Origin of the sequence: Alkaliphilus transvaalensis ATCC 700919, from assembly GCF_000621485.1 — a bacterium.
Lineage (GTDB): Bacteria > Bacillota > Clostridia > Peptostreptococcales > Natronincolaceae > Alkaliphilus > Alkaliphilus transvaalensis.
Genome location: NZ_JHYF01000006.1, coordinates 64,971 through 79,591, shown reverse-complemented (window position 1 = coordinate 79,591; position 14,621 = coordinate 64,971). Strand labels below are relative to the sequence as shown.

Genomic DNA, 14,621 nt, shown 5'->3' with positions numbered 1-14,621 from the left:
TACTCTTTATCTTATATATGTATGGTTCTCTCTTTAAGATTTCCTTAACTCATCTTCAAAAAACCGCAGTTATTTTGGTACGGCGCACCGTAACAGGTATAAGGAGGTAACTTTCTCCTATTAAAAGAGCAGGAATAAATGTACCCTTCATAGATTTCTTCACTTACTTAAATATTATTTCCACGTTACTGGATAATCTAAATATGGAGGTAGTTTTGTATTCCGATTTCCTTTAGCAGAATTAATTTGCCCTTGTGTTAAAAAAACAGCTTCTCTTAAATCTGCATTACTAAAATTAGTATCTCTTGTATCAGCACCTAAAAAAACTGTTCCATTAAATATACAACTATCAAAATTAGCTGCAATTAATAATTTCATGCTTAAGTCTAATCCAGTCATGTCTCTATTTTTAAAATTTTTTCCGAATAACTCTGTTAACCTCTTATTATCACTATTCTTAAAGCACTTTATAATACAATCGCAGACTTTCTTTAAAATGATATTGACGTTGTTTCTATAACTCTCGGTGTCAATATCAAGGATAGTCTGTGGAGTAGAGTTGCATAAGGTTTCATTTTCATAAATCAAGTTTTGAATATCACTCCATAATCCTTTTGCTGGAATTATTATTTTTGACTCTTCTAAAAAGTAACGTATTTGATATAATTGAGAAACAATCACAAAAACATCGAATATTTCCTTTGCTTGCTCTTTTGATGTTTTCCATGTCTTACCATTATAAATGCATTGTGTTACATGCTGTCCTGCCCCAAAGCAATCATATCCTATACAACCTTTCATATTACGCTTTTCTAATTCATGATGAATCTTACAAAGATAATTATTTTGTAGTTTTGTACAAGGTTTACCTGCTATTTTATTTTCTGGAAAACCATCTATTTTTGAGAAGAACAATGCTGTGCAACATAAACCACTGCATTTTTCACAATCTACTTTTAGTTGCTCTAATCTTCCTTTATTTTTTTCATGTATCTTCATATTGTAATCTCCTCAAATTTATATTTCCTATAACAGCATCACTTATATTTGTCGTAATTCCTTCAAAAAAATTAGAGACAAGAACATTAAATATGTCAGCCTGTTCATAGGGTATTCCGTGGGCCGCTTTCTTTACAATATAACCTATACAATTACTCATATTGCTATATGTCAAGCGTGCTGAGTCAATCATGATTTTCTTTTCGTTTTCACCTACAAGTAGTAGAGTATCTACTGTAGTTTGTTCCATTTTACCGAAAGAAAATTTCATATTCTCATATAAAATATTAACCAGACTATTTTTTGATATTTTTAACGAATCGGTGTAATATGCTTCAAACATATGCTTTGGTAAGCTTAGTTGTTTCGCTTGTAACTTAGAAAAGGACTTTAACTTAATAAAGGGCATAGAACAACTAACTAAAATACGAATTGATGGCTTGCTTAGTTTCATTGGTTTATTAAGTCCACTAATTACAACGCATTTTTTCAATACATCCTGATGATGGGATATCATATGTAGTACAATTTGAGCTCCAATTGATAGACCTATAGCGATTCCTTTGCCCTCAGAGCTTTCATTTTCAATAATTTCCCGGATAATCCTGCTGCAATCTTCAATCGTTGTAAAATCTCTATCGCTATTCTCCCCATGTCCTGGTAAATCAAAGCTTATACATTTATAATCTTTAAAATAATTAAGTTGTCTTTCCCACATCCATGGTCCTACCCCTGCTCCATTCACAAAAACAATTAGCTCTCCAGATTCATTACCGTTAATTTTATATTTAAGCATGATTTTTTCTCTCCAAACCTTTCTTTAATGTTGATATAAGAATATCTATATCTTGTTTCACCAACTTTTCAAAATCTTCGATTTCTAGCCCAGTTGTGACTTTCTTTAATAAGAGTACATTAAATCCCTCAATTAAGTATTCTGAAAACTTCAAAACATCCTCTTTGGGTCGGTTATATTGATTCCAATTGATGCCCTTTAACAAATTTTTCTGATGCTTATGAATTAACTCCTTTCGTCTTAATACTACTTCATGATACATTGGAGAAGTTAAATCGTAGAATGCATTGAGCATAGCTCTAAAAGCCATGGGATTATCTTTGTAATAATTACATCCATAATGCAATAATGTATGAATCCGATCAAAATAACAGCTTTCTAATTCATTGATATGTGCAGCCTGATGTGATATTACACCTTCCATAATCCCCGTTATAACAAAAATATAGAGGTCATTTTTTCCATGGATATATTTAAACAAGCCGCCCTTAGAGATCTGTGCTCTCTTTAAAATTCGATTAATTGAAGCACTAGAAAAATTATACTCTGCAAATTCATGTATACACTCATTGATTAAATTTTCTTTTTTTTGATTTGAAAGATTGAAAAATGTAGCTTTCATCAATAAACTCCTTTCGGAGACCACTTGGTCTCTTCAAATATAACATAGTCATATTATTCTGTCAATATATAGAACCCCTTCTATATTATTACTAGAAGGGGTTAGTTGCAAAAATTATATATTAACATATATCTTTTAAAAATACTATCTTCTTAAAAACCGCAGTCATTTATTCTAGGGCTCACCATAGCATTAAAACTGTGGTTTTTTAAGCTATATTACAGTAATATTCACATCACGTTCGGAATAGCTTACTACTTTATTTATATACTCTATTTTTCTACTACAATACAAATTGTTTTAGATTCTTCTGTGTATGGTTTTCCTGTTACATCTGAATATACTTCAATCTTATTAAATCCTGCCCTCTTAACTTCTGTAATGATAGTATTTTTAGTATAACTTTTAAACCAGTTTCTAATTATTTCAATTTTTCCATCTTTATCAATTATTATATGCTGATTTAACCTCACATCTCCTTCATAAATAAAATGAGATTCTAAACATATATGTTTTTCCGGTTTCCAAAAGCAACTTTCCTCACTCATGTACCATGTATTATTTTCATTTTTGCCTTCAAACTCCTTTAAGCTAAAAACATCAAAGATAAATTTACCGCCTGGCTTTAAAGAGTCATAGATTTTCTTTAATAAAGCCTCTCGATTATTATCTGATAAAGCTCCATAATCACAATATATCATTACAACTAATTCAAACTCATTTTTATAATTAATTTCTAAGTAATTTTTGTAAATATAGTTTATATCATAATTCCTTTCATTTGCTTTCCCCTTGGCATATTCAATTGATCTTTTTGAAAAATCAATACCGGTAATCTGGTAACCTCTTTTATATAGCCTCTCGGCATACAAACCAGGCCCACAGCCCAAATCCAAGAGATGTTTATTAGTTTCTGATGGAGTAATTTTAGCAATCCACGCTACTGATTCATCTATAAAGTCATGACATCTACTAGCTGCTTCCCAGTTAGGATGTAAATGAGCTTCCAGCATTCCCTTAGAAATATGTTCATCATCCCAAAATTCACTTGTGCTTTGTGCATATATCGCTGGTTTCTTTAAGTACTTGAACAACTCTTTTAACATAATTATTTCCTCTTTTCTTTTATACGTATAATAGTTTTTATTTTTAAGTTTTATAGGTAAACTAATTTTAAATCTTCAATCACGCCTTATACTATTTCATAATTCTAAGAGTACAAACCTTCTATCTTTAAGAAGATTAGTCTCTCTTTATTCAGTGTAATTCTATCCCCACAAATTTCTGTAATCTTGTGAAAGGGTTCTATATATAAGAACTGAAAAAATTAGATATTCTATTCCTTTCATCAACGGAAATACTGAAATACTTTCTCTTTAGACAAGCTGCCTTAATAAATGATAGAATGACTTTTGATGGTATACCAAGTTAGATCCCCTATACCCCTTACGCTTAATAAAATTGTCTACTTCATTCCATAAATCTTCAATTGCTAATTGCCTACGTTTAATACCCTAGAAAGACCTCCATTCAACGTATGGTCTAGACATATTCATCCTCTGTAAATTTCTTTATATAACAATATGATTATGTTAAAATTTCAATAAAAAAGAACCATAGATTTTACTCTACGGCTCCTAAAAAACAGGTTAAAGCTATGCCGAGAGATAAAAGATTAAAATCTAAATTGGAATTTAGGTACAACAAGTAACTGTCAAGTAGCTAACAGTACTGTCTTTCCTATTAAACTCAATTTAAGATTTTATCCTTCATCTCCGTGCTTCACTTATGTTATTTGATTAGTTAACATCAAGTGTTGCCGGATAGCATTCCACCTTTCCTTATCATATTGTTATATCTATATTAAATCACACAAAGTTGATTATATCAATAATTTTTATTTCTTTGATACTTTATGTTACCTACGAACACTCTTCTTCATTTCTAACCTTTTAAATCAGCAGTAGCAAAAACTCTAATTGAAAGTAGCTGATATTAATTTGGTTATATTTAACATAATTTAGCATTTATATTTATCCATACAGTAGTAATTTGATTAACTTGAAATTCAAGAATTATTTAGAAGCAAGCGAAAGCAATCGACGCTCACATTTAACTCAATTATCAAAGTGGTTATCTAAAAACTGAAGAACTCGCTCTGAGTACTCTTTGTCATTTTGTGGATTTAAAAGACTATCCCTTTCTACAATAAAATGATGATATCCTTCTCTGATCCAAATTTCAGCATGTTCAGGTGCATTTTTTATAATTCTTTCAAAATTTGAAAAGGGTACTTCTGGATCTTCGCTAGAATGCATAATCAGTACAGGTCTTTCTCCTGAATTTTTTATCTGAACTTTAGGACTTATATAGAAAGATTCAAAACCGTATTTAAGTGTTGTATGAAGCTTCATAAAAGGCTTTTGCATATATGCAAATACTTTTGGCACCCTCATATTAATCATCGTATCACAAAATACATCCTCCCACGATGAAAAGGCTGACATACTTATTAACCCATCTATTTCGGGAATTTGTCCAAATGAATTTATTGCAGTAGCCCCTCCCATGGATGCCCCATGAACTACAATTGGAACGTTTTTATATTTATTATTCAACTTAATATACTCTACTACTGCTCTAACATCCAAGTGTTCTTTGTACCCTAATCCGATTACATTTCCATCACTTTCGCCGTGGGCTCTTAGTTCTAGTAGTATAGATGCATACCCATTTTCTTGCAACATTTTAGAATGCCCGAAAAAAGCTGTTACAGAAGGATTATGAATACCTGAAATAAGTATAACTACAGCTTTAGGCTCTGATATAAATACCTCATGAGCTACTATATTAAAGCCATCAATAGTTTTTAACTTCAATTTTTCAGATTCTATTCCGAAGTCCTCTGCTGTGTAGACGTCTTCATACTCTACATGTATGTTAATAAATTTACTCATAGTAACTATCTGTATTGCTAAGAAAATTGTCATCATTATCCCGATAAAAACAGATAATATTTTTATACACTTTTTAATTTTTTTATTCTTATTCTTCACTACCTTAGTTGTGGAACTTATATTTATTTTATTGTGCAAGTTGCTTAATCCTCCATTTTCCAATAATATTTCTTAAAAGTACAGACATATATAGCAGATTTTAAAATTAAGTATCCTAAATCCTGTTTTGCTCAAATTATGAATATTTTGGAACACTATAAGTGTAGCATATATCCTGCAGTGAAACAATATAGATTACTCCGTTCCCTAAGTGCTATACTTTTAAAATAATTACTTTCAAAGAAAACCGCAGTCATTTATGATATGGTTCACCGTATCACTTTAACTGCGGTTTTAAATCAAGCTTAAGCAAAGGTTCTTTTAGAATTATAGATATATTTTGGGACAAAAAACCTGTCCCCTTGTCCCACTTGTCCCATTCAAGATTCATCAAACACCGCAAACCAGTCTTTATAACATGTAATCTTCTCCGTCGGTCACCTTAATTAAATCAACATATTCGGCAATGACCTCCTCCATATCTATGTAGATGTCTCTTAATTTATCAAATTCATCTTTGGATTCTATCACTAGAATATATCCGCCATCACCACCATCTACATTTCGATCTTCTCCGTATTCAGTATCAAAAATCGTTGCAATATCCTTAATTACTCTCACCACCTCCTGTGGCAATCTTAGGGATTCTGTTTCCTTCACGTGTGCTATCTTTATCATTTGTATTGCTCCTTTCGTAGTTTTAGCTTTCCTCCCAAGGTTTTGGTGGTTTTTTTTCTGCTTGTTTCTTCCGTTTGCTTGGTGCAGGATTCCAAGCCTGTTTTTCTCGTTTTTTCGGCTTGTCAGTCCTGAGGTTCCCCTTCCTGTTCTCCGAAACAGAAAAAGCCCAAGAAAGGGTTTTAGCGGCTCTCTTGGACTATTTGTTTTGTTCTGTGGGAGTTTCTTCTAGTTTCAGTTGCAGTTTTTTCAGCTTCCAGTTATGTCGGATTTGTGGGGCGAGGGGGTGGAAGCCTTCCCTGCCTTTGCTGTCCTGGATGGTGTAGAATTTGTCTTTATACTCTGCTAAGAGGTTTATAACCTGTTCCTGTCGTTCCTTCACCTTCTTATTATTCTCACCTACCTTCCCCCATGCAATGATTATATTCTCTACCTTGGAAGCAGATTTTAAAATTTGAGCATCATTTTCTGCATCCACTAATTCTTCTATACCTTCTTTCGTACTGATTTTAGTATCTATCTTGGAAAAAATATTGACGATATTTACTGAACCAAAGCCAATCTTGACAGATTATTGACAACATACATGGTTGTATGATCTATCAGTAGTTCACCAGCAGAACTAGGGTTAATCATTATTACCATTGCTTTTTTATGGGATTTATTTCATTCTTTTCTTATAAAGTACCTGTGCTCTTTGTCTTTCGAAAAGATAACCTCTGTTTTAGTGATGCTCTTTTCCGCTTTTAACAAAATTACACCTCCAGTAAAATAAAAAACCCAAGCTTAGCTCGGGTTTAATAAAGTAAAAATTTAATCAAAATCCTCTGGCAACCAACGTTTGTTTTTAATTCTGAGTTCTCTTTGATCAACTGTAAAAATTGTATTGCTTTCCTCCAGAAAAGTGTATAACTTACCTTTATCTCTTGTCTTATCATTTAATCTACTGATTATCGGATCTAGTGACCCAAGCTCACAGCCAACCCATTTTCTTTCCAACAATTCAGCTGCAATATATGTAGTGCCATTACTTCCAAAAGGGTCAAATATTTTATCTCCTTTATTTGTAGCTAATGATATTATTCTAAATAATAATTTAATAGGTAATTCATTTTATTCCCTATTTTTATGTCCTTTATGCCTAAACTGGATGGATGTCTTCCCATATATCAGAAATTGTTTGACCAGTTCTATTTACATCTTTTTTCTTCCCACCGTAATCATGTATTTCCCCTCCACAGTGCCTACAAGTTTTCATAGGAATTCTCTGTGTATTAAAAACGTTCGGCCTCTCTCCCTTATATATAGTCCAACTTGCTTAAGCCTCCTGAAGCAATAAAGACCATAGGGGTAGATATCTAACCCTATGGTCTTTAAATAAACAATCTCATCCTATAATAAAATAATTTTTTGTTTCATATATAGTACCACTCTAGATTTGTAATGCTCTTATTTTATCTTTTACGTTTTCTTTTTCTGGATAAGAGTTTATTATTAACCCACAAAATAAAAGTAAACCACCCACCATGGAAACACTTGTAAAATTTTCATTAAACATAAATACCCCAAGCATAGCTGCAGTAAGTGGTTCTGCCAATGTTAAAGCAACTGCCTTAGGTGTTGAAATATTAACAAGTCCATATGCAAATAGAGTATATGCTAAGGCAGTTGCTACTATTCCTAAATGTAGTGTTGTCACAATCCCACGTGTAGACGTTACCCAACTTAAGTCGTTCATAAATAAAATTGGTGATAGTATTATTGCACTTATAAAAAATACTAATCCATTAACTTCCTCTCTTCGTGAATTCTGAAATAACTTTTGAGATACTTTTACATATATGGCATATGATAACCCTGCTCCTAAAGATAAACTCGAGCCTAATACGTTCATATTCATAGAATCCTGTCCACCGAAAAGTAAAGTACATCCAATAATAGATAGTATCGTACCAATAATCCATCTTATACTTAGCCTTTCTCCCATAAAATATTCAATCATACCTGAAAAAACAGGTGCACTTCCTAATGCTAAAACCGTACCAAGTGCAATACCCGTTTTAAATACTCCTGAAAAGAAAAGAGGTTGATAGACTGCCATACATATAGATGCTACTACTAGTAATTTTTTATCCAATTTTATCTTTGTTTTAAATCCCCCTCTTGCTCTTGCTACTACAAGTAAAAATGTTCCCCCTATTGCCATACGTAATGCACCGATTACAATTGGTGTAGAGCCTTGGGGAGCAAAAGCTTGTGTAGAACCTGTGGTTCCCCATAGTATCGCTGCCATTAGTACGAATACTTGTGCTCTTATTTTCAATTGTTCCATAACTTTGTCCTCCCAAAATATTTATATGTTCTACGGACTTTAAAATCTAAGTCCATACAATCATTATAAAATGAATAAGGATAAAGTTCTTTACTTAAATGGAGGAGCTTTTGGCCATTTCTCGGTATTTTTTACGATATGCACTTGGTGACAATTCTTGATGCTTTATAAATAGTCTGGTAAGGGATGATTGTTGTTCATATCCAACAAGTTGAGAAATCATAAGTATACTTAAGTCTGTGTCTATCAAATATTCTTTTGCTTTTTCTAACCGTAGTTTTTGAATGTATACATTCGGTGTCATGCCAGTTTTTTTATTAAACCATTCAATATAATAGGATACATTAAAATTCTCAATTGCTGCCAATTTATCGATTGATATTTGCTCCTGAAAGTTATCATGAATATACTGTATGGAAATTGATCTTGCTTCATCTAGTAGAAAACTATAAGCATAGTTCACTAAGTCAGATAGTCCTCTTTTGTTTGGGTTTCGCGTCTCTTCAAGCAGAAGATATCTAATTGCTTTCCATCTATCATCGAGGACTTGATGCATTTCATACTTAAACATATCTTCTAATAAAATCAGACTATTTTCTCTTGGGATATCAAGTACTAAAAACTTATTTATACTATTTGAGTTAAATGAATGATAACATTCAGGGGGTAGCAAAAACAAATGATTTTCATCTAAGCTTAATTCATGCTTATCTGTTTTGATAAATAAACTGCCCTGTAGTGGAAGTATTAACTGACTATAACAATGACTATGTTTATAAGTTTTTTCTGTATATGTCCTCGTCTCGCACAATAAATTTTTTAATTGCATCGTTTTTCTCACCCATTCTCTTTTATTGCTTTTTTCTATAATAAATAGTATAATTCCTCTTTGAAAAATAATATCCTATTTAAAATCTGTCCATTCTTTAACTTACATTATATAATACTCATATCTTAAAGACCTATTTCATACATTTTTAAAATATCATTCATCGTAAGTATTGATATCACTAGTTTATCAAGAAAACCGCCGTTACTTATGGTATGGTTCACCGTAACGGGTATAACGGCGGTTTTTATTTAGTATGCTATGGTGCCTTATCTTATAACTTTTCTCGAAAATGCTACTACAAAATAAGACATAAGAAATAAACCTAAAAACCCCTCAATAATAGTTAATATTCTAGTTAGCCCTATCGGTTGAATATCTCCATAGCCAATGGTTAAGAATGTTATCCCTGAGAAATATAATGATTCATACAGTTTTGATAATATATCTGCATGCATGTTTGTACCTGCAAATTCAATATAAGGACAGAATGCATATATAATTCCAAATAATAGAATTACTAAAAACATAGAACCTCCAATTCTTATTGGATTCATTCCAAACTCACCTATATAATCAAATACTATTTTCTTATTAAGATATTTAGTTAAGCCCCATATCTTTTTAAAAATATTATTGTATTCAAGGAATTCTTTCAAATCATTTTTCATTTGGTATCGTTTAAATAAGATATATGCTTCATCCTCATAGTCGTAATATCCAAGCTTATTATAGCTTTCTTTTAAAATAAGAAACTGTTTTGCCAAATCTAAATAACTTCCACATTGACCTCTTATAATCAAATCCTTAACATTATTCTTAACCCAATCTATTTCAATTGTTCCTATATTTAATAATCCTTCTATGGATAGAAAATCAAATTTATTTTTTGCATTGATATTAATAATTCCATTATTAACAACCTCACTATCAAACCTAATTCCCTTACAACCTTTTAATGATATATTTAAAAATGTATTTAATATACAATCCTTAAATATAAGTATAGAACCCTCCAAATTAGAGTACTTAAAACTAAGATTTCCACCTTCAAAATTATTTTTTTCAAACTCTATAACACTTACATTATTAATTGATGAATTATCAATACAAAAATCAAAATTTGAATTGTTACAATATATTGATTGAAAATGTATATCATTATTATATTTAAAATCACTAGATAAACAAAGCAGAGAGTTTGTAAATTTACTTTCATAAAAAAACAGTGGAGATACAATAAATTTATTACTATTAAAAAACATATTGGAATTGTTGATTGTTCCTTTAAATATAATCTTAGAGTTTTAAAATTCACAATTTGAAATAACAAAGTGTGCATTATCCATTATAAAATCCTCAAAAGATATTTGAGTATTTATAAATTTACAATCATAAAATTCAAATTGGCTATTTGTATCCATTATTAAATTTATTAAATCAATTCTCAATATATCAAAAATACATCTATTAAATACAACTTTCTTTATCTTAAAGTCCTTAAATACAGAAAATTTTTTAGCTACAAGATAACAGTTTCTTAATTCTATATTTAAAAGTTTATAATCATCATTATATTCAGTATTTTCTACAAGCTTACTTATATATTCTAGTGAGAAATCACTAATAAAACACTTTTCTAGTTCAACCTCTGAATTTTCTATATACATAGAATAAAAATCTATTTCATTCACATAGTTATATTCATTATATCTTATATGATATTCATCGTAATCTTTAGTATCACGCCAATCGTCTTTATAAACTTCTGTAATTAAATAGGAAACACCAATTTTCCCGTTTTCATATGTTTTAATATTTTTAATTGCTGAAGTATGCATTTGTCCTCCTTATAATTTTGAAAAATTAATTTCGAACTGTATGGCAACAGGAGGTCACTCCAGACAGTACCCCTTCCCGTTTCTGTGGGTATTGCTCAGTATGATTCCCACTCTTTTAATTTTTATTTATTGTATTGTATCTATTGTATACTAATAAAGATATTATAAAGCTATAGATTTACAATTCCTATATTGCCAAATATCATTGAAAATTTACAGGTTTAAGTGAAAAAATATAATCACTTTTAATCCGATTCACCAAATTATCGTACCAGAGTTTTTTTTATATTAAAAGATATGGTAACAACCATATCTTTTAATTAATATCACTACATTAAATTATCAATTGAATCTGAAAAGAAATCAGAAATAGATCTGTCTGTTATAGAATAATATCGCTTATCATGTGTATTATATTCTACATATTCTCTTTTACATAAGGTTCTCATTGCATTTGTGATTGTAAGGTGATGTTTATCTATTATAGTTCCAATATCTGATGCAGATAATTCTGAATTTCTATGGTTATATAACACTCTTAATATTTCAATATGCACATTAGGAAGACTTTTTTCTCTCCACTCGTCTAGCTTACTTTTTAATTTCTTCTCAAACTTATTAATTTTCTTTACCGTATTATGTTCAGTACATTGAAAACAATTCTTATTCTTTTCATATATTTCAAATTCAATATCATTGTATATTTTCCCGCAATTAGTACATTGAATAGTCTCGATATTACTTAAAATAGTCGGTATAAAGTTTGTCAAATCAAACTCGTCTTGTCTCCAATAGTCTGATTTCCTTCTCCCATCCGGTCTTCCGTAATCTATCTTTTTAGATAAACATAAACCATAATTAAGACCATAATAACAGTCCTTTTCCTCTCCTGCACCTCTAGAGCTTCCTTCATTGAACTTATTTACGATATAGCTTAATTCTAAAGTTTTTAGTAGTTTTTCTGAACTTTTACTCACATAAAAATAGGAAGTAGGTAGCCAATAAGCACTCCCTCTTTTATTATTTTCTAATGTCTCAATAAACAACTGATTACTCAGCTTTCCATCCTGATAATCCTTGATTACCTTTCTTTTAACTTCATATAGATATTTTACCATTTCATCCATTAAGTTTTTTTGTGCAACTTGATCAAGCAAGCTCTTATCATCATAAAATGATTGTTTAAATCTTGCATCATTAATAAAATCGTTATACACATTTTCTTCATAGTGCTTTATAGAAGCATTATCAATATTATTCATTGTTATAGGATTCCCATTATTTATCGACCCTAGATAGCAATAATTTAATATGAATCCTAACACCCGTGGTATTGCTGCACTACATTCAAATAATCTTTTTAGGTAATCATCCAATGTAGCTCTGCTGTTTATTGAAAATATCTCATGCAGTTTGATTTGATTAGCAGTAAATACTTCTAATCTTTTTTCTAGAGTTCTTTTAATGTAATCAATTGCTGCTTTTTCTACACCAGTATAATTACTAGTACTTTGCTCAAATGCATCGTAAAAATCTAGGGAGTTTGTAGGTATTTTAGTTGAATCGATACTTCCCAAGTATATTCTTCCTGGATAGGCTGCTATTTTAATTTTAAATGTATCATTATATGATGTAATGATAGGAGCTATTAAAGAATCTACTATAACCATTTGGCTCTCTTTAGTAAGTTCACTAAAATCATCTAAGAATAAATAAATTTTATTAATTCCGCTATTTTCTAAAATTTCTTTTATTCTCTTCAATATACTATGTATTGAAAACAACCTAATTTCATGACGTTGATGAGATAAGCTAGAATTTACTTTATTGTTTTTACCAAGTTCTCCACTTAATCCAAGGCTTGTTATATCTAAACTTGCACCTAAACTTTTTTTATTTTCTTCTTCAATTGTAGCTGCAACTTCAATACTTCTTTCAAAATCAGCATCAAAATATTCTCCATTTTCTATAGCTTGAAACAGTTGATCGAAATCTTTTGAATCCCTTATCTTTGACCTAGCTTTTTTTTGGATACTCTTTAAAACCTCACTTAAAAAATTTGTATATGTTCTAATTTTAGTCAAATGGCTACTTGCATCATTTGAACCTGATGTTTTTATTTCTTCATAGCAAGTTTGTAAATTAATATATATTGGCAGTGAATCTTTTTCATTTTGTTGAATTATTTTTTCAGCCTTAACGAAAATCGTAGATTTGCCAGTTCCTCTTCTACCTTTTAAAATTATATGATTATTATCTAACACCTGTCTTAACATATAATCCTGCTCAAATAGGTCAACATAAAGATCTCCTGTGATGTTATTATTCTCATCATCATATACATCCGGTCTACCACTTTGCATTAGAGATTTAAATACTTTCTCTATTTGTACTGAACATGATAATAGTTCCATTCCCAAAGTTATCACCCCTATTATTGATATTAATATTATTTTAGCATATTATGGCAATAATTAGATAGCTTTGTAGAAAAAAGTTGTCTTTCTATTGTATCAATATTTCTTAGGCTTCCTATAATTATTGTATTTACGAAAATACTAGAGTCGGCTGTATCCTATATATGTTTCAAAAAACCGCCGTCATTTATGGTACGGTTCACCCTTAATAATCCTAAACCCCCTATAAATCTGCTCCAACAATACCACCTTCATAAGCTGATGAGGAAAAGTCATAGGTGAAAAAGAAAGCTTAAAGTCAGCACGTTTTATAACCTCATCAGCCAACCCTAAAGAGCCCCCAATAACAAAGACTATTTGACTATTTCCTGTGATTGCTAACTTATTCATTTGATCAGCTAGTTCTTCAGAGGTTAACATTTTCCCTTTAATTACTAAGGCAATAACATAACTACCGTCCTTTATATGTTTTAGAAGGTTTTCTCCTTCCTTAGCTTTAATAATCTCCATGTCTGCATTACTTAAGTTCTCTGGTGCCTTTTCATCAGCCACTTCAACAAAGTTTAGCTTACAATATCTTGATAGCCTTTTTGCATATTCATCAATAGCTTGCTTAAAAAACTTTTCTTTGATTTTTCCTACTGTTAATATAGTAATATTCACTTTATCCCACCTATCTAAATCAATATAAATAGAAAAAGCTGAGTATATACCTCAGCTAAACAATTAAGTATTTAGGAACCGTATCACAAAAATGACAACAACTTGGAGTTGTCCATTCAGTAAAAGTAATGGTATCTAATTCGTATAAGTCCGGTGGCTGCTCATATACATCAACAAATTCCTCTATTGCATCTTCTACATGTTTACTACAAACAACATACATAGCCTCACCCCATATTCATGGTTTTTTTATATTCAATAAATATAAATTTATTCATACTTATTATTAGTAAATTTAGTAGAACTAATTCACTTTTCTACCATAGCTTTAACTTTTATACTTTTCATTATTATATACTAACTTTATAAATTTTACAATAATATGTAAAAA

General features: G+C 30.4%; 14 protein-coding genes and 1 pseudogene. All 15 read right to left on the bottom strand.

The genetic code is table 11. The features are described 5' to 3' along the window. Positions 1-174 precede the first annotated feature (174 nt). The gene (locus T335_RS0106465; protein WP_026476814.1) at positions 175-999 is read right to left on the bottom strand and encodes a pentapeptide repeat-containing protein; all 825 of its coding nucleotides are present in this window, start codon (positions 997-999) and stop codon (positions 175-177) included. Continuing rightward, a complete protein-coding gene (locus tag T335_RS0106460; protein WP_026476813.1) occupies positions 986-1,795 on the bottom strand; it encodes an alpha/beta fold hydrolase in 810 nt (269 codons plus the stop codon). The genes T335_RS0106465 and T335_RS0106460 overlap by 14 nt, the downstream gene beginning before the upstream one ends. Beyond that, complete coding sequence (locus T335_RS21575; RefSeq protein ID WP_026476812.1) at positions 1,788-2,417, bottom strand: TetR/AcrR family transcriptional regulator; 630 nt, start codon at positions 2,415-2,417, stop codon at positions 1,788-1,790. The genes T335_RS0106460 and T335_RS21575 overlap by 8 nt, the downstream gene beginning before the upstream one ends. Before the next feature lie 272 nt (positions 2,418-2,689). Beyond that, complete coding sequence (locus tag T335_RS0106450) at positions 2,690-3,523, bottom strand: class I SAM-dependent methyltransferase (RefSeq protein WP_026476811.1); 834 nt, start codon at positions 3,521-3,523, stop codon at positions 2,690-2,692. Positions 3,524-4,534: 1,011 nt separating this feature from the next. Further along, complete coding sequence (locus T335_RS20065; protein ID WP_051569175.1) at positions 4,535-5,512, bottom strand: alpha/beta hydrolase; 978 nt, start codon at positions 5,510-5,512, stop codon at positions 4,535-4,537. A 372-nt stretch (positions 5,513-5,884) separates the two neighbouring features. Continuing rightward, a complete protein-coding gene (locus T335_RS20060; RefSeq protein WP_084281037.1) occupies positions 5,885-6,151 on the bottom strand; it encodes a hypothetical protein in 267 nt (88 codons plus the stop codon). Positions 6,152-6,347: 196 nt separating this feature from the next. Beyond that, positions 6,348-6,784: pseudogene (locus T335_RS20055) on the bottom strand (DUF1643 domain-containing protein). A gap of 177 nt (positions 6,785-6,961) precedes the next feature. Beyond that, the gene (locus T335_RS22815; protein WP_084281035.1) at positions 6,962-7,249 is read right to left on the bottom strand and encodes a DNA methyltransferase; all 288 of its coding nucleotides are present in this window, start codon (positions 7,247-7,249) and stop codon (positions 6,962-6,964) included. Between the two features lie 331 nt (positions 7,250-7,580). Next, on the bottom strand, positions 7,581-8,480 hold the full coding sequence (locus tag T335_RS0106420; protein WP_034327905.1) for a DMT family transporter: 900 nt from the start codon (positions 8,478-8,480) through the stop codon (positions 7,581-7,583). A gap of 94 nt (positions 8,481-8,574) precedes the next feature. Continuing rightward, positions 8,575-9,309 carry an AraC family transcriptional regulator gene (locus tag T335_RS0106415; RefSeq protein ID WP_026476808.1) on the bottom strand — a complete coding sequence of 245 codons (735 nt, stop codon included), beginning with the start codon at positions 9,307-9,309 and terminating at the stop codon, positions 8,575-8,577. Positions 9,310-9,578: 269 nt separating this feature from the next. Further along, positions 9,579-10,328, bottom strand: coding sequence for a potassium channel family protein (locus T335_RS0106410; protein WP_026476807.1), 750 nt, complete (start codon positions 10,326-10,328; stop codon positions 9,579-9,581). Positions 10,329-10,616: 288 nt separating this feature from the next. Then, entirely contained in the window at positions 10,617-11,150 is a 534-nt protein-coding gene (locus tag T335_RS0106405) for a hypothetical protein (protein WP_026476806.1), read from the bottom strand. A 329-nt stretch (positions 11,151-11,479) separates the two neighbouring features. Next, positions 11,480-13,564, bottom strand: coding sequence for a winged helix DNA-binding protein (locus tag T335_RS20045; protein ID WP_330371200.1), 2,085 nt, complete (start codon positions 13,562-13,564; stop codon positions 11,480-11,482). Between the two features lie 186 nt (positions 13,565-13,750). Next, complete coding sequence (gene rlmH, locus T335_RS0106395) at positions 13,751-14,230, bottom strand: 23S rRNA (pseudouridine(1915)-N(3))-methyltransferase RlmH (protein ID WP_026476805.1); 480 nt, start codon at positions 14,228-14,230, stop codon at positions 13,751-13,753. 55 nt (positions 14,231-14,285) lie between these two features. Next, complete coding sequence (locus tag T335_RS21925; RefSeq protein WP_084281029.1) at positions 14,286-14,453, bottom strand: CxxH/CxxC protein; 168 nt, start codon at positions 14,451-14,453, stop codon at positions 14,286-14,288. Between the last annotated feature and the right edge of the window lie 168 nt (positions 14,454-14,621).